Here is a 16,288-nt window from a genome sequence, read left to right as displayed (position 1 = left end):
CGCGTTCCCAGGCACCTCGACGTGATCTCCGGTGGCGTTCGGCACGGCGCAGAGCTTAGGCCATCCGCACCACCGGGTGGACGTCGGCGTACCGCGGTGGTTGTAGGCCCCCGTCGATACCGCGGTGGTCGCATGTGGAGTTCAACCCGACGCTGGATGCCCGGATCGCCGTGCTGGCCTAGGTTTTTCCAGGCCATGCGCGGTCCCGCGGCGTGGTGAACTCGGGTACTGGGGAGGACGGGGTACGTGGGGGAGTGGCATCGGCCGGACGCTGGGGGATGTGGCGTACGGTGGTCGAGACGTGCGGTGTTGACGGGGGCGGGCCTGGCTACCGCCGGGCTGGCGGTGGCCGGCTGCGGTGGGTCGGAGCGGCCCACCATCCAGGAGTCGAGGGGGCCGTCTTCGGGCGAGCCGACCACCCGGGCTCTGCAAACCATGCTGGACCGCCGGGCGAAGGCGATGCAGGCGGGTGACGAGGCCGGGTTCCTCGCCGACCTGGACCAGGGCAACAGCAAGCTGATCGCCCAGCAGAAGATGTTCTTCGCCAACCTGCGGCAGTTCAAGCTGAGCGCTTTCCGGTACCTGACCGAGTCGGCATCCCCGACGCCCGCCGAGGACGAGGCGTACCGCTTCATGCCGGTGCACGAGGTGATCCAGCTCAACGCCGACGCCGCGCCGGGCGGGGTCTCCCCGGCCGGGTCGCACCGCTACTCGGTGGCCCAGCGGAACGGCAAGCTGGTGATCGTCGAGATCCTGCCGATCACGCGACAGAACTACAAGGAGCTCAAAGCCAGCTACTTCCTGTCGGCGGACGCGCCGTGGCTGCTGACACCGCTGAAGGTGGTGTACGCGGACAACGTGTGCCTGGCCGCCGACGCCAGCGTGCCAGATCTGGACCGGTACGTCGGCGTGGCGGGACCCGAGGCGCGGTCGGTGGAAGCGTTCTGGGGCGACCGACCGCGCTTCCCCGGCCATGTGCTGTTCCTGACCAGGGACGCGGAGAATTACAAGAATTGGTTCAGCCTCGGTGTCACCGGCAACTTCAAGCCCGAGGTCGAAGGCGTTCAGATGCAGCAGCGCGGCGTCCGCAACGGCGGCCAGATCTACCAGGATCAGTACGCCGGGGCCCGGATCGTGTGCAACCTGGCGAACAGCGAGAAGGTCGGCAACGATCCACGCCGGGTGATGCGGCACGAGCTGATCCACGCGGTGACCTCGCGCGCCATGGAGACCGACAGCTTCGTGGCCGGGGCCGCCAGGTGGGCGGTGGAGGGTTTCGCCGCCCACATGGACGGGTCCGGCTATCGCGTCGGTCTGTCGCAAGGCCTGGCGGCCGGCAAGTTCCAGGGCCGATTGCCCCGCACGGATGATTTCTACGGCGAGGATCGCGCCTTCAACTACTCGCTGTCGGCCGCGGCGTTCCGGTTCGCCGAGCGGGCCAAGGGCCGGGCCGCGGCGGTGGAGTTCTACGCCAAGGTCATCGGCTACGGCAACCTGGAAGGTGGCGGGGACACCCGACTGCCGGCGTTCGATGGGATCTGCCGGCGTGTGCTCGGTATGAGCGCCACGACGTTCTATCAGCAGTGGTCGGCTTTCGTCAGGAGCGGCGCATGACCACCGAACCCACGCCCCCCGTGGGCGCCGGCACGGCGCCGGACCGGCGCGGCGGCCTGAGCTGGCGGCGGGTACTGCTGGTCGGCGCCGTCGCGGCGGTGGTGGGGCTGGCCGGCGCCGGGATCGCCGGATACCTCGTGATCGGTGGCCAGGAGAAGGCCCGGACCAGCGCAAACTGCGGCACCCTCCAGCGGTGCATCCCGTCGCTGAAGGCGGCGACCGTGGTCGACGCCCTCACCCAACGCGGGCACGAGTGTGCCGAGCAGGAGCAGGGCGCCAGGGTCTGCACGCTCGCCATCGGCGAGACCAAGTACCAGGCACTGCTGGCCGTGTGGGATGGCCTGATCGCCGACATGAACGTGTCTGTCTGGTCCCCGGAAGGCCGTGAGGTGACCCCGGGGAGGCTCGCGTACCTGTTCTGGTTCGCCGCGCTGCCGTACGGGGACGACCCCACGCTGGTCGGACAGATCGAGGGATGGATCACCGAGAAGGTGGAGAAGCTGGAGAGCGCGCAGGCGACGATCGGTGGTTACCGGTACGAGATAACCGTTGAGGAAGCCAGGAACCTGGAGATTCGCGTCATGGCGGAGTTGAGATGAGCGGGCACGCACCGCGGATTGGCGAGCGGTCACCCGACGGTCTGTCCTGGTGGGACGGTACCGCCTGGCGGTCCGTGCCCCAGCCGGCTGCCGCCCCGGCGCCGCCGCCCTTCCCACCGCCGCTCGCCCCGCCGCCGATGAGCCCGTCGCCGCAGTTCCCGCCGCCGTCTCCACCCGCACCGCACCTCATGCCGCCGGGCGCGGCGCCGCGGGCCAAGGGCCGGCGCCGGCCGGGCAAGGTGGTCGCGGTCCTGATCGCGGTGAGCGCGCTGCTTCTCGGCGCGTGCCCGGGCGGCACCGCCGGCGTCCTCGCCGGGTACCTCTGGGTCGAGCCGACCGGGCCCACCACGCCACCGGCGATGGCGGCCGATTTTCCCCATGGCGACCAGCGGTACCTGCCCGGCGTCACGGTCCGCGCGCTGGCCGACGACTGGCTCAAGAAGGAGAACTCGTACACCTGCGCGGCCGCGGCGAAGGCGGAGGCGAGCGGCGCCAAGCAGCGGCTGGACTGCGAAGGCCCCGGCGAACTCAGCCTCGAGGTGTCCGTCCACATTGAGTACGACGACGACACGCACGTGCGCTACGTCGCGGCGTTCTGCCGGTTCGATCCAGGCGCCAACTACTGCAGGTCGCTGTTCTCCGGGTTTGGCTACAAGGTGTTCGAGGACAAGCCGGAGCTGCGCCAGCAGGCGCAGGACTGGGGCGCCAAGAACGTCGACTCCGACAACGTGACCACGATCGGCGGCGTCACCCTCCTGGTGAGCCTGAAGCCGCACCACATCAGGGCGATGCCCGCCAGTTGAGCGGCATCGGCCGGCGCGGCGGCCGCGTGGCGGCGGAGTCCCGCGCGGCTGGCAAACCGGCCCAGTGGATCCGCCGCTCGCCGTTGGGCTACCGTGCCGGCCATGCCCGCACCGATCCCGCCGCCACCCGCTACGCCGGCCGGTGGCGGATGAGGGGCGCCGCCGCGCTGAACGGCCTGCGGCGGTTCGGCGCTCGCCATCACCTGCTGGTGGACCTGGGGCTGGCCGTGGCGACCGGCACGGTCAGCCTGCTGATCGGCACCCAGCAACCGCCTGCCGGGGTGCGCCCGTTCGATGCGATGGCAGTCGCGCTCACGTGCGTGGCGACCGCCTCCCTGGTGGCGCGGCAGTTCCTGCCGGTCACCGTCACCGTGTTCTACTGCGCGGTCTGGGCGCTCTACGTCCACTTGGGATACTGGGCGGTGGTGAACAGCCCGGGTGTGCTGCTCGCCCTCTACACGGTGGCGGCGCTACGGCCGCCGCGTATCACCGCCGCCATGGCGGCGTTCGGATGCGGCGTCTGGCTCTACGCCACACCCACTACCCCGGTCGTGGCGCTTGCCCAGGCGGTGGTGTGGATGGCGGTGGTTACCCGGTTCGGGTACAACACCCAGCTGTTCGAGCAGCGTGGCGTCGAACTGGCCCGCCTGGCCGACCGGCTCGCGGCCGAGCAGGAGGACAAGGCCCGGCGGGCGGTCGTGGAGGAGCGGCTGCGTATCGCCCGGGAGCTGCACGACGTGGTGGCGCACCACATGTCGGTGGTGTCGGTCCAGGCCGGACTGGCGCAGTACGTGCTCGACAACGACCGGGACACGGCCCGCTCCTCCATCGCCACCGTGCTCCAGACCAGCGGCGAGGCGCTGGAGGAGCTGCGCCGGATGCTGGCGGTGCTGCGGCCCGGCGCGGAGTCGACGAGCGAAGATGGCCGGGCGCCGGGCGAGCCGTACGCGCCCGCGCCCGGCCTGGCCCGCCTGGACGACCTGGTCGAGCGGGTACGCGGTGCCGGCGTGCCGGTGACCGTCGCGGTGACCGGGCAGCCGCGGCGACTCGCACCGGGCCTGGACACCTGCGTCTACCGGGTGGTCCAGGAGAGCCTGACGAACGTGCTCAAGCACGCCGCGCCGGCTGGCGTCAGCATCACCCTGGCGTACGGCGACGACCGGCTCACCGTACGCGTCGTGGACGACGGACGGCGTCGCGGCGGCATCGAGCCCCGCCGCGTGTCGTCCGGGCAGGGCATCAACGGCATGCGGGAACGAGCCAGGCTCTACGGCGGAACGCTCACCGCCGGTCCGCACCCCGAGGGCGGGTTCGAGGTGGCGCTCGTGGTGCCCACGCCCGACTCAACCGGCTGAGTAGCCCCCGAACGCCCACTGTGTGCACGCGGCCGGCCGCGTCTAGGATCGCGGCGTGATCCGGCTGCGAATGGGTGTCGCCGATGTGGCGCGGATACGGTTCGGCTACTCCCCGCTGGCCGAGGTGGTCCAGAGCCTGTACCAGCTGTCGTCGCCGGGGGTGTCGACGCTGCACCGGCCGTGGTGGGAGGCGACACGAGGCCGCCTGCCCGGTGTCGACATGGCGCTGCTGCGCGCGGTGTTGCCGGCAAACGCGTACGTGGCCGACTTCCTGTTCTCGGCCGCCAGCCACCCGGGCGGCATCGACGAGCAGCTGCGCCTGGTGGCGCAGGCGGACGTGGCAGAGATCCGCGCCGATGTGGCGGCGGCGTGGGGTCGCGATCCGATACCGGCGCCGGCACGGGACCTGGTCGCCGAAGGGGCCGCCGGTGCCCGGCGGCTGGCCGACTCGCTGTGGCGCTACTGGTCGGTCGCGATCGAACCGCACTGGCAGCAGCTCCGCGCCGTGTTGGAGGACGACGTCGCGTACCGGGCTGCCCAGTTGACCACAGGCGGCGTGGACGCGCTGCTATCGGGCCTGCACCCGGAGGTCAGCGTGCGGGGGGAGGAGTTGCGGATCGACAAGCGGCGGCATTCGGTGGCGCACGACCTGGCGGGCGACGGGCTGACGCTGTTCCCGTCGGTCTTCGCCTGGCCACGCCTGATGGTGGACAAGGCGCCCGGCCGGCCCGCGACGCTCGTCTACGCCTGCCGCGGCGTCGGCCGGCTGTGGGGGCGTGGCTCGGACCAACCCGGCTGCGACAGCGACGCGCTGGGCGCGTTGCTGGGGCAGAGCCGGGCGGCGATCCTGGGCCGCCTCGCGTTGCCGAAGTCGACCACCGACCTCGCGAGCGAGCTCGGGCAGAGCCCGCCCTCGGTGAGCTTCCACCTGTCGGTGCTGCGGCGCAGCGGCCTGGTCACATCCTGGCGCTCCGGACGCCGGGTGGTGTACCGGCGCACCCAGCTCGCCGACGGGCTCGTCGCGGCCAGCGGCCCAGAGGGCGATGGGGGCTGAACCGGCCGGGATTCCAGCACTGTCGAATCGTTGGCCGCTCGCCGGCGGGCTTGCCACCGTGTACCGCATCGATGATGACCTCGGGAGGAATCGTGCGGAGCGAAAACACTGGTGGCCCCACCCGTCGCGGCGTCCTACGGGCCGCAGCCACCGCCGGGGCCGTAGCGGTGCCGCTGGGCTGGGTGGAAATGGACGCGTCACCGGCGTCCGCCGAGCCCGGTATGGCGTTGCCGGCGGCGACGACAGCCGTGACCCCGTTTCGGCTGTCGGTGTCGGACGCCGCGCTGCTGGACCTGCGGCGGCGGCTGGTCGCCACCCGGTTTCCGGAGCGGGAGACCGTCGCGGACGGGTCGCAGGGTGCGCAACTGCAACGGGTGCGCGCACTGGTCGAGCACTGGCGCACCCGGTACGACTGGCGCCGGGTAGAGGCTAAGCTCAACGGTTTCGGCCAGTTCCGTACCCGGATCGACGGGTTGGGCATCCACTTTGTGCACGTGCGGTCGCGCCACGCCAACGCCATGCCGGTGCTGCTGACGCACGGCTGGCCGGGCTCGGTCGTTGAGTTCCTTGAGGTGATCGGGCCGCTGACTGACCCCACCGCGTTCGGTGGCAGCGCCGCGGACGCGTTCCACGTGGTAGCACCGTCGCTGCCGGGTTTCGGCTTCTCCGACAAGCCGGCGACGACCGGGTGGAACGTCCCCCGCATCGCGAACGCGTGGGGACAGCTGATGGCACGCCTGGGCTACCGCCGCTGGCTGGCCCAGGGCGGCGACTGGGGCGGCTCGGTGACGCACGAGCTCGCCAAGCTCGGGCCCGCCGGACTCGCCGGGGTACACCTCAACTTCTTCCCGGTGTTCCAGCCGCCGGTCGGCGACCCGCCGACCCCGGAGGAACAGGCGGCGTTGGACAAGCTGCGGCGGTTCTTCGACGACGGCGCCGGGTTCATCTACCAGCAGTCCACCCGCCCGCAAACCGTCGGCTACGGGCTGACCGACTCACCGGCCGGGCAGGCGGCATGGATCTTCGAGAAGTTTCTGGAGTGGACAGACAGCGATGGCAACCCCGAGCAGCTCCTCGGCGTCGACCGAATCCTCGATGACATCATGTTGTACTGGCTGCCCGGCACCGCGGCGTCGTCGGCGCGGATCTACTGGGAGGACGCACGAACCGCCGCCACTCCCAACGATTTTCGGGTACCGGTCGGCTTCACAGTCTTCCCCCACGAGATCGTCCCCACGCCGCGGGTCTGGGCCGAACGCGTCTACCAGTCCCGGCTGATCTACTTCAACAAGGTCGCCCGGGGTGGGCACTTCGCCGCGTTCGAACAACCCGCCATCTTCACCGACGAGCTTCGCGCGTTCGCCCGGCTGCTGCGCTGACGGAGCGCCGTTGGATCGTCAAGCCAGCGCCGGGCGGATACCGCAGGGTGGGCTCGCGTCCCATGGCCGGTCAGCAGTCAAACACCGACCAGCAGATGTCGTTTCGCAATCGCTGATCGTCGAGCACGAGCTCCCGAATCGCCTCCGGGAGTTGGTCACGCTGCCATCGGCACTCGAGTCGCCCCGCGGCATCGCCCTCGCCTTCGGGCGCGGCGGCACGTGCGGCCTTGGTCGCATAGGCGGGCGCGCCCAGTTCGTGCGCGGCGACGTGTGCGACGGCCCCGGCCTGGCCAGCAGAGTACCCGGCATGCCGTGCCGCCCCACGCAGGTCTCTGGCCGCGCCCATCGCATGGCCACCCCGCCGCACGAGCCTGCATCATCTTGACCTCACCACGCACCCAAGCGCGGGCGTGCTCGATCGCCTCAGACTGCCGCGACCCTAACTCGGCAAGACCTCGCCGACTTCACGTCCGAGCGCATGAGTGCTCCCACCACTGTGGACGTCTGTAGCGCGAGACGTGAAGAAAGTCTACTGAACCTTCGCAAGGCCCGGCAAATTTTGACATCCAAGCGGTGGGCGGGCACCATCTTCAGCCGGATCCATGCGGCGCACCGCGACGAGCCAGTCGCAATGCTTTCAAGCCTTTCGCTATCGGAACGGCGTCTTGGTGCGACGCGGGAACAGGAGTCTGGGTGGGCAAGGGGAGGAGATACGTGAGACAAGCACTGCGAGCGGCATCCCGGATCGGGGTCGCCGCTCTTACGGGCCTGGTGTTAGGCGGCATCGTCGCCACGCCGGCTCACGCCACCGAGCCCGGTGGTCAGATCGGGCCTCAGGTCGTCGGCGGCACAGTGGCGCAGCAGGGTGAGTTCCCATGGATGGTGCGCCTGTCCCTGGGCTGTGGGGGTGCGATGTACACCCCGACGCTCATCCTGACCGCCGCACACTGCGTGGCCGACCTGGGTACCGGACCCAACACGTCGGTCACGGTGACCTGGGGCGTCGTCGACCTGGAGGACCCCAACCGCACCACCCGCACCTCCGACTACATCCACGTGGCGGACGGCTACTACGGCAACGGCAAGGACTGGGCGCTGATCCGTATCTCCCAGCCGATCAACAGCCCTCTGCTCAAACTCGCCACCGATACCTCGCTGCACAACGGGGCCTTCACCGTCGCCGGCTGGGGCGCGACCTATGAGGACGGACCGCAGCATCGGTTCCAGCTCAAGGCGGACGTGCCGTTCATCAGCGACACGCAATGCGCCAGCGCCGGCACCGGCGGCTACGCCGGCCTGATCTTCGACGAGGAGATCTGCGCTGGTAACTGGTCCAGCGGCGGGGTGGATACATGCCAGGGCGACTCCGGCGGCCCGATGTTCAAGCGGGACGCCAACAACGAGTGGGTCCAGGTCGGGATCACCAGCTGGGGCGTGGGCTGTGCCCGGCCACAGAAGCCCGGCGTCTACACAGAGGTGCGCTCCTTCGCCGACGACATCTGCACCGCGGCGGCCTCGCTGGGCGGATGCCAGGTCCGCGACGGACTGGCGGTCAGTTACCCCGGCACCCAGACCGGCACGGTCAGCGCGGCGATCTCGCCGATGAGCCACACCGCCTCCGGCGGAACGGCCCCGTACTCATGGTCGGCGACGGGCCTGCCCCCGGGCCTGTCGATCAGTTCATCCACCGGTTCTGTCACCGGTACCCCCACGGCCGCCGGAACGTACAACGTGACCGTGACGGCGTCAGACAGCTCGTCGCCAGCCAAGACGGGGATCACCTTTTACTGGTGGTCGGTCGCCTTGGCCGTCAGCAACCCCGGCAATCAGACCAGCGCGGTCGGCATGCCGACCTCTCCGGTCAACCACACCGCTACCGGCGGGACCGCACCGTACTCGTGGTCGGCTTCCGGGTTGCCTGCGGGCCTGTCGATCAATTCTTCGACGGGTGCCATTTCGGGTACCCCGACGGCGGCCGGCACGTACAGCGTGACCGTGACGGCGACAAACAGCTCGCCCTACCGGACGGGACGCGCCTCATACTCGTGGACGGTCATGCCCGGCCTGGCCGTGAGCAACCCCGGCAACCAGACCAGCGCGTTCGGCAGCCCGATCTCGCCGGTCAACCACACCGCCTCCGGCGGGACCGCACCGTACTCGTGGTCGGCTTCCGGGTTGCCTGCGGGCCTGTCGATCAATTCTTCGACGGGTGCCATTTCGGGTACCCCGACGGCGGCCGGCACGTACAGCGTGACCGTGACGGCGACAAACAGCTCGCCCTACCGGACGGGACGCGCCTCATACTCGTGGACGGTCATGCCCGGCCTGGCCGTGAGCAACCCCGGCAACCAGACCAGCGCGTTCGGCAGCCCGATCTCGCCGGTCAACCACACCGCCTCCGGCGGGACCGCACCGTACTCGTGGTCGGCTTCCGGGTTGCCTGCGGGCCTGTCGATCAATTCTTCGACGGGTGCCATTTCGGGTACCCCGACGGCCGCCGGGACGTACAGCGTGACCGTGACGGTGACAGACAGCTCGTCGCCGACCAGGACGGGGCGTGCTCTCTACTCCTGGACGGTGAGCCCGGCACCCATACCGGGGTGTTACGGCGTCGTTGGTAACGACGTGGCGATTCCGGGCGCGTCCACTGTGGATTCCGCCATTGCGATCTCCGGCTGTGCGGGCATGGCCTCCGCGCAGGCGACGGTGGAGGTCCACATCCTTCACGAATTCGTCACCGACCTCGTTGTGACGCTGGTGGCGCCCGATGGCAGCACCTATGTGCTACGCAACCGGGAACTCGGCTCCACGGGCGGCATTCACCAGACGTACGTGGTGAACCTGTCCTCGGAGGTCGCCGAAGGAACGTGGAAGCTGCGGGTGCAGGATCTTTACGAGACCCACTCCGGCACCATCGACAGCTGGGCGTTGAACGTGAGCGGCGGCACGCCAGACTGCACGGGCACCAACAACTCCGACGTTCCGATCTCGGACGTGACCACGGTCACCTCGAGCGTCGAAGTCTCGGGGGGTTGCGCGGACTACGCCTCGGAAACCTCACAGGTGAAGGTGGACATCGTCCACTCCAACAGCGGTGATCTGGTGGTGACACTGGTGGCGCCGGACGGCAGCACCTACCTGCTGCGTAACAAGACCGGCGGTCCCTATGCCGACATTCACGAAACCTACACGCTCGACCTGTCCGCAGAGATGCGCAGCGGCATCTGGAAGCTGCGCGTGGAGGACGTGGGCTTTGGGTTTACGGGTTACATCGACACCTGGAAGCTGAACCTCGGCAACGGCGGTGGTGACGGCGACGGCGACGGCTCGCCGGACTGCGTGCGCACCAACGGCACCGACGTGGCGATCCCCGACCAGTCGACGGTCACCTCGACCATCGTCGTCTCAGGTTGTCTCGGCTACGCCCCGGCCACCTCGACCGTGGACGTCCACATCGTCCACCCTTACATCGGTGACCTCGTCGTGACGCTGGTCGCGCCGGACGGCAGCACCTATGTGCTGCACAACCGGACCGGCGGCGGGCAAGACAACATTCAAAAGGCGTACACGGTGAACCTGTCCTCGGAGGCGCGTGACGGCACCTGGAAGCTGCGGGTGCAGGACACGCAGGCATCGGACACGGGACGCATCGACTACTGGACGCTGACCCTGTAACCGGCCACGGGATGGCCTCGCCTGAACGGGCGGGGCCATCCCCAGCCGCTTCAGTGCGAGAATGACCGTAGTGGAGTCTTACGTTGAGCGTCCGCCGTTGCCGGGATTGGCGGGTGTGGTGCGGACGGTCTGGATCCAGCGCACCGGTGACACGGCGTACGTTCAGCGGCACCTGCCCACTGGCGGGGTCGAAATCCACTTTCCGATCGGTGGCCGTCCCCAGCTGGTTGGTCCGTTGACCGGTCCGGAGATTGAGGTCATCGCGGCGCATACCACCATCGTGGGTGTGCGGTTCCAACCAGGTACCGCGCCGCCCCTTCCGACGGTGCTCGACGACCTGGTGGACCAGCGTCTGGGCCTGGCGGAGCTGTGGGGAAGTGCGGTAGACCGCCTCGAGGAGGCGATGGCTCGAGCCGAGACACCCGAGCGGGCAGTGATGTTTTTGCAGGCTCACCTCCTGCGGGAGTTCCGAGGTGCAGTGCGCGTGGATCCGCTGGTGCGTGAAGCCGTGAAGGTGCTGATGCCGTGGCACCCGGTCAACATCGACATCCTGGCCACCCACCTGGCACTTTCCGCCAGCCAACTGCGTCGCCGCTGCCTGCAGGCGGTGGGGCTGAGTCCTAAGGTCCTCCAGCGGACGTTGCGGTTTCAAGGATTTCTCGCGCTGGCTCAGGCTGGCGCCACAGCCTCGGGCCGGCGTGGTGCGGACGGCATGGCGGGTCTGGCGGTTGACGTGGGCTACGCCGATCAGGCACACCTCAGCCGTGCGGGCCTGCCGGGAGCGGTTGGAGGGCGCGATCAAGCAGGGTCAGTTACGAGCCGACGTCGACCTGGACGATGTCGTGGAGCTGCTCTATGCGCCCCTCTACTACCGGATGCTCCTGCACACCCGCCCGATCACCCCGGATCAGGTGGACCGCATCCTGGAACTCGCGTTCACCGGCATCGCAGCGCGTCGCGCCGACGCCCAGGTGGGCTGAGAAGGCGCCCACCCTCAGGGTCAAGCACATCGATGTTGACCGCTGACGGCTGGTTAGGATATAGACCAGTATAGATGGGCTGGGTTAGGATCTCTAGGCCGTGGGACCGTCCTTCGAGGAGATCCGATGAATCCTGCTCGCCTGAACGACCTCGTCATCACTCTCTTCCGGATCGTACTTGGCCTGTTGTTCGCGGTCCATGGCGCGTCGTCGCTGTTCGGCGTCTTCGGTGGCAACCGCGGCTCCGGCGAAGCGATCGCGCTCGGCACTTGGCCCGGCTGGTGGGCGGCGCTGATCCAGTTTGTCGGTGGCGCGCTGGTCATGGCCGGCCTGGGCACCCGCGTCGCCGCGATCATCTGCTCCGGCTCAATGGCGTACGCGTACTTCGTCGTGCACCAGCCGGACGCCCTGCTCCCTCTCAACAACGGCGGCGAGTTGTCCGCGCTGTTCTGCTGGTCGTTCCTGCTGATCGCGGTCCTCGGCCCGGGCAAGTGGTCTGTGGACTCGATTCTGGCTCAGCGGCGGGCGGCGGCGGTGACCGTCTAACCCGGCTTGCGGCCGGTGCCGAAGGCCAATTCGAACCGACGGCGGCAGCCGTGCCACACGTGAGGGCGCGGCTGCCGCACCGGACTCTTGACGGCAACCCCGACGATGCCGGCCGGGCTCGGTCTAGGGTGATCAAGCATGGGAGCCGAGACCGGCGGGGAGTGCCCCTTCTGTGCGGCAGCGGGCGGGCAGCCAGCGACCCAGGTGCTGTATGAGACGCCTGACGTGCTTGCGCTCTTTCCGCTGGGACCGGCCACCCTCGGACACACCCTGGTGCTCCCGCGCCGGCATGTGCCCGACCTCTGGGCCCTTTCGGCCACTGACGCGCGGCCGCTTACCGAGGCTGTCCTGCGCGTCGCCCACGCGGTGCGCGAGGCGCTGCACCCGGACGGGCTCAACGTCATCACCTCCGCGGGTCGCGCCGCGTCGCAGACCGTCATGCACCTGCATGTGCACGTGGTGCCCCGGTGGGAGGGCGACGCGATCGGTGACCTCTGGCCGCGGCGCGGTCCCGCGTTCGCCCACGAGGCCCTCGACCGGGCGGCTGAGTCGATCCGGGCGACGCTCGGCTAGGCCCTAGGGCCTAGGCCCTAGGCCGATCGCGCGATCGCGACGACGACCAGGACAGCGTCGACCAGCACCAGCGCGCCGTAGAAGAGCGCCATGGTGGTGGAGAACGTCGCCGCCGCCCACGAGTTCTGCGCCGCGTACGGCCTCAGGTCCATCGCCATGAGCTCGACCGTCGTGCCTTGCTTGCGGACATCGTTGTAGAGATCGCGGAACCGCCGTTCGTTGCGCACGAAGACACCGTCGAGGAACCAGAACGTGACGAGCGGGATCAGCCCAACCAGCGCGATCGCCCAGTCGAGGCGATTGGCCAGGACGGCGAAGAACGCGGCGGCGATCGTCAGCGTCCAGCCCTTGATGAGAAAGGAGTGGTTCGCCAGCCGGCTGACGATGGCCTGGATGAGTTCCAGGTGCTTGATTCGCTCCGGACTCAGCCCGCTCGGATCGCTCACGTGTGCCGCTCCTCACTGATCGTGCGGCGAGCACTCAACGTAGCAGCGTCGATGCCCGCCGATTCACGTGGTGAACCGGGCCCGGCGCCGGCGAGCGACCAGGAAGGCCACCACTCCAGCGATTACCAGGGTGGCGCCGGCGATGCCCAGCGTTCGACCGTCGGCGCCGGTGACCGGCAGGCCGCCTCCGCTGCCGTCGGCCGGCGGGGTGGTGCCCGGTGTCGCCGGAGAAGAGCCGCTCGGCGAGGCGGTTGGCGTGGGTGACGGCACCGTCGCCAGCTTCACGTACGCGAAGCCGACCCGACTGGTCTCCGCTGGGATGACCAGCTGCTTGGCGACCAGGCCCAGCGTGCCCTCGGTGCCCGCGGCTGGCGTCGTGCCCTGCCCGCTGTCCTTCTTGGCGAATTCCGCGATGCCGCCGTTTTCGTCCACCCAGTCCTTGGGGAACCATTGGAAGACGATGGCGGGCATGCGGTCGGCGCGCGCTTCGCGGGCGGCGGCGACCTGGAACGGCGAAAGCGCGTAGGTGCCGCTGCCGGCCGCCAGCTCCTGGTCGATCTCGCACCAGGCGCCCTCGAGATTGCTGTCCACGTAGTACTGGCAGTTCGTGAAGGTGCGGGGCAGGTCGACGTCGTTGAACACCCGGACGTTGACCACCACCCCGGCGGACGCGGCGGTGCCGACGTTGGCGACGCCGAGCACCACGGGAACGGACTCGCCCTGGCGGATCGGGTAGGTGACGGCCCGGCCGGCCTCGTCGCGTTCGGACAGTGCCGCGAACAGCGGTGCGTCGTCGGCCGCGTTGGCGACCGAGGGAACCGCGAGCACGCCGGCGGTCATGGCTGCCGCGCCGAGCGCGCGAAGGTACATCTTCATGAATCACTCCCCGTTGATGGTCCGGCGGGGACTATACCGGGGATCGATGAATCGGGCCGCCCTGCGTCGCGGACCACGGCCCAAGGGCCTCGGCGAGCTTGCGGGCGGCGGTGGTGAGCTGGCTGCGACCCGGTTTGTCCGTGAGCGCGGCCAGGCCCGCCGGCACCGCCGTGTGCCGGCCGGCCCGAGCGGCGTCAGCGGCGAGCCTGAGCAGCTCAGGCAGGCCCGGGCGGGGTTTGGCGGCCAGCAGGTCGGGCAGCGCCGCCGAGGCGATCTGCCAGACCGCGTCGTGGGCGCCGGCCTTGAGCGCCTCGGTCAGCGGCTGGAGCGTGCGGCGTAGGACGACGCGATCCGAGCTGGCAAGGATGCCGAGCTCGACACCGACGCCGGAGCTGTCCCAGTCAGGGCGAGAGGCAAGCGCGGTGAGCGCGTCACCGGCCGCCAGCCGGACGTTCTCCCGGCGGTTCGCCAGTGCGTACATCATGGTTGCCGCGGTCGCGGGACCGACGGGGCCGTCGGCCGCGGCGAGGCCGTACAGGAAGCCGGTGCCCGGGTCCTGGCGGTCCAGGGCGATGGCGACGTAGGGCTGGAGGTGCGCGGCGGCGATCTCCCGGTGCGACGGGGTGACCATGGGCCACAGCGCCAGCGGGGGCATGTGCCACGTGAACGCCGAGCGTTCGCTGGCCGTGCGGGCGTCGCCGAGCTCGGAGGGCAGGCCCACCGGGTCGAGCATCGCGACGCGCAGGCTGGGAAGGTAAGCGGTCTTGTCGACCTCCTCGATCCAGGTGCGCGGCTCGGTGACGCCGGTGCTCAGCCAGGCGGCGAAGCGCCGGCCGGCCGGTGAGGCGAGGCGCGCCGCGGCGGTGTGGACGGCCGGATCGACCTCGCGGGGAAGGCGCATCAACGCCTGGGTCAGGTCTCCAGCGGAGGGCTGCCAGCCGTCGTTGTCGGCCTGTCGCAGCAGGCTCAGCGCACGTGCCGGATCCACGTGGCCATCCACAGTGGACGGCGTGGCAAGCAGGCCGGGCGGCGGTTGTTGGATCAGGCGGGGGATCAGCTCAGCGGACCGGCCGTCGATGAACAAGCTCAGCGGCGGACTCTCGCGGGTGGTCTGCCGGGCTGGGCGGGCCCTGGAACGGCCGCAGGCCGCGGCGATCAGGGCCGGCCAGTACCCGGGCCACTGGGGGATCAGCGGCTCCAGTACCCGGGCGGCAAGCTCCCGATCGCCGCGAGCGGCGCGGACCAGACCGTCGAGCGCGGCCTCGTGCCGGACCGGGTCGGTGTCGCCGTTGCGCAGCAGAACGCTCAACTCACCGGCGAGCGCGCCGAGGCCCAGCGGGGACGGCATCCGCGCGGGTAGGTCGGCGGCGACCAGGACCGGTGCGGGCGCGGCCGCGGGCGCGGCGGTGCCGAGCACCGCCGCGAGCCGGATTCCGAGGGTGCCGTCGAGGGACGGCGCCTCAGCCGCCAGCGGGTGCGCGCCATCTCGGACAGCTCCGCCGCCCGCGCTTCGACGAGGTCGAGGGTACGTTCGGCGAGCTCGGACACCGGGTGGTGCAGTCCGACGACGAGCCCGTCGACGAGGTCGTCGAGCGGCATCGGCCGGAGCCAGGCGAGGTGGGCTCGAACCAGCTCCTGTACGCGTTCAGGCGTCGAGGTGGCCAGCGCGAGGTGGCCGCCCGCCAGGCCGGACGCCTGTTCGTAGATCCGAGTGTCTACAGTCGACGCTGCGGTGCTCAATCGCCGATACCTCTCCGGTCCCCGTCCCGACGCCTACGCATCCTGCCATCCACGGCCCCGGCGTGCTGTCCCTGATTGGGGTCAGGATGTGGGCAGCTCCAGGCAGGTGCCGCAGAATCCGCTGGGTGGCGGCGGTGTCGGCTGCTGGTTGCCGCCGACGTAGAAGACGACCTTGTCGACGAGCGGGTCGGTGGTGGGGATCGGTTCCATCGTGGCGGGCCCGTCCTTTGGGAACGTCACGCGTACGCAGGCGATCCGGTCGGTGAGGGTGCGCATGGCGCATACCCCCGCTTGCCCTGCCCTCGGTACTGATCGGAAGACGGCGGAGAACGGGGTGGGGCCCTCGGGTTGGTACCGCACCAACGAGTGGGGATATGCGAACGCGCCGAAGTTCTGCGGGTGGAAGGCGACCAGGGCGAAGGCGTCGTTGGCCCGGGGTGGCTCACACGGCGTGACCTGGCCGTGGAGCGCGGTCTGCCTATCGGCGGTGGTCTCGATCGCGGTGAACTGCCCGGCCGCGCAGTACGCCGGAGGCCAGGGCCCGGCGGCCTGGGCCGGCGTGACCGCGCCGAGGGTCAGAGCCAGCGTGGTCGCGAGTACAGCGACGGCGCTGATGGCTGGCCGGACGAGCGCGTGTGACACTGGATC

The 16,288-nt window shown here is 70.0% G+C and carries 15 protein-coding genes and 2 pseudogenes; 11 read left to right on the top strand and 6 right to left on the bottom strand.

Going from position 1 to position 16,288, the window contains the following annotated elements; translation table 11 throughout:
- Window positions 1-306: 306 nt before the first annotated feature.
- From V6V89_RS25540 to V6V89_RS25515, 6 genes are all read left to right on the top strand, one after another.
- A complete protein-coding gene (locus V6V89_RS25540; protein WP_334621872.1) occupies window positions 307-1,614 on the top strand; it encodes a hypothetical protein in 1,308 nt (435 codons plus the stop codon).
- The gene (locus V6V89_RS25535; RefSeq protein ID WP_334621871.1) at window positions 1,611-2,213 is read left to right on the top strand and encodes a hypothetical protein; all 603 of its coding nucleotides are present in this window, start codon (window positions 1,611-1,613) and stop codon (window positions 2,211-2,213) included. The genes V6V89_RS25540 and V6V89_RS25535 overlap by 4 nt, the downstream gene beginning before the upstream one ends.
- Window positions 2,210-3,016: a hypothetical protein gene (locus V6V89_RS25530; RefSeq protein ID WP_334621870.1), complete on the top strand. Its 807-nt coding sequence runs from the start codon at window positions 2,210-2,212 to the stop codon at window positions 3,014-3,016. Before V6V89_RS25535 ends, V6V89_RS25530 begins: the two co-directional genes overlap by 4 nt.
- Window positions 3,013-4,371 carry a sensor histidine kinase gene (locus V6V89_RS25525; RefSeq protein WP_334621869.1) on the top strand — a complete coding sequence of 453 codons (1,359 nt, stop codon included), beginning with the start codon at window positions 3,013-3,015 and terminating at the stop codon, window positions 4,369-4,371. Before V6V89_RS25530 ends, V6V89_RS25525 begins: the two co-directional genes overlap by 4 nt.
- Before the next feature lie 55 nt (window positions 4,372-4,426).
- Window positions 4,427-5,425, top strand: coding sequence for an ArsR/SmtB family transcription factor (locus tag V6V89_RS25520; protein WP_334621868.1), 999 nt, complete (start codon window positions 4,427-4,429; stop codon window positions 5,423-5,425).
- A gap of 92 nt (window positions 5,426-5,517) precedes the next feature.
- Window positions 5,518-6,804 carry an epoxide hydrolase family protein gene (locus V6V89_RS25515; protein ID WP_334621867.1) on the top strand — a complete coding sequence of 429 codons (1,287 nt, stop codon included), beginning with the start codon at window positions 5,518-5,520 and terminating at the stop codon, window positions 6,802-6,804.
- 70 nt (window positions 6,805-6,874) lie between these two features.
- Here the strand turns inward: V6V89_RS25515 and V6V89_RS25510 are convergent.
- Window positions 6,875-7,238, bottom strand: a pseudogene (locus V6V89_RS25510) (putative immunity protein); the annotation flags it as partial.
- A gap of 445 nt (window positions 7,239-7,683) precedes the next feature.
- Between V6V89_RS25510 and V6V89_RS25505 the strand changes: the two are divergent.
- From V6V89_RS25505 to V6V89_RS25490, 5 genes and pseudogenes are all read left to right on the top strand, one after another.
- A complete protein-coding gene (locus V6V89_RS25505) occupies window positions 7,684-10,479 on the top strand; it encodes a putative Ig domain-containing protein (RefSeq protein ID WP_442935214.1) in 2,796 nt (931 codons plus the stop codon).
- A gap of 61 nt (window positions 10,480-10,540) precedes the next feature.
- Window positions 10,541-10,786 (top strand): annotated as a pseudogene (locus tag V6V89_RS41825) (DUF6597 domain-containing transcriptional factor); the annotation flags it as partial.
- A 391-nt stretch (window positions 10,787-11,177) separates the two neighbouring features.
- Window positions 11,178-11,459 carry a TetR-like C-terminal domain-containing protein gene (locus tag V6V89_RS25500; protein WP_334621864.1) on the top strand — a complete coding sequence of 94 codons (282 nt, stop codon included), beginning with the start codon at window positions 11,178-11,180 and terminating at the stop codon, window positions 11,457-11,459.
- A 126-nt stretch (window positions 11,460-11,585) separates the two neighbouring features.
- Window positions 11,586-12,005: a DoxX family protein gene (locus V6V89_RS25495; RefSeq protein WP_334621863.1), complete on the top strand. Its 420-nt coding sequence runs from the start codon at window positions 11,586-11,588 to the stop codon at window positions 12,003-12,005.
- Between the two features lie 138 nt (window positions 12,006-12,143).
- Complete coding sequence (locus V6V89_RS25490; protein ID WP_334621862.1) at window positions 12,144-12,578, top strand: HIT family protein; 435 nt, start codon at window positions 12,144-12,146, stop codon at window positions 12,576-12,578.
- Window positions 12,579-12,595: 17 nt separating this feature from the next.
- Here the strand turns inward: V6V89_RS25490 and V6V89_RS25485 are convergent, their stop codons facing one another.
- The 5 genes from V6V89_RS25485 to V6V89_RS25465 form a co-directional block, all read right to left on the bottom strand.
- Window positions 12,596-13,024, bottom strand: coding sequence for a hypothetical protein (locus V6V89_RS25485; RefSeq protein ID WP_334621861.1), 429 nt, complete (start codon window positions 13,022-13,024; stop codon window positions 12,596-12,598).
- Between the two features lie 63 nt (window positions 13,025-13,087).
- Window positions 13,088-13,900: an LPXTG cell wall anchor domain-containing protein gene (locus V6V89_RS25480; RefSeq protein ID WP_334621860.1), complete on the bottom strand. Its 813-nt coding sequence runs from the start codon at window positions 13,898-13,900 to the stop codon at window positions 13,088-13,090.
- 31 nt (window positions 13,901-13,931) lie between these two features.
- Window positions 13,932-15,317, bottom strand: coding sequence for a hypothetical protein (locus V6V89_RS25475; RefSeq protein ID WP_334621859.1), 1,386 nt, complete (start codon window positions 15,315-15,317; stop codon window positions 13,932-13,934).
- Window positions 15,206-15,640, bottom strand: a complete 435-nt coding sequence (locus tag V6V89_RS25470) for a hypothetical protein (RefSeq protein WP_334621858.1) — start codon at window positions 15,638-15,640, stop codon at window positions 15,206-15,208. The genes V6V89_RS25475 and V6V89_RS25470 overlap by 112 nt, the downstream gene beginning before the upstream one ends.
- Before the next feature lie 81 nt (window positions 15,641-15,721).
- Entirely contained in the window at window positions 15,722-16,282 is a 561-nt protein-coding gene (locus tag V6V89_RS25465; protein WP_334621857.1) for a hypothetical protein, read from the bottom strand.
- Between the last annotated feature and the right edge of the window lie 6 nt (window positions 16,283-16,288).

It is taken from the genome of Micromonospora sp. CPCC 206061, assembly GCF_036906915.1.
Lineage (GTDB): Bacteria > Actinomycetota > Actinomycetes > Mycobacteriales > Micromonosporaceae > Phytohabitans.
The sequence above is the reverse complement of the archived record's forward strand: the minus strand, read 5'-3'. Positions and strand labels throughout refer to the sequence as shown.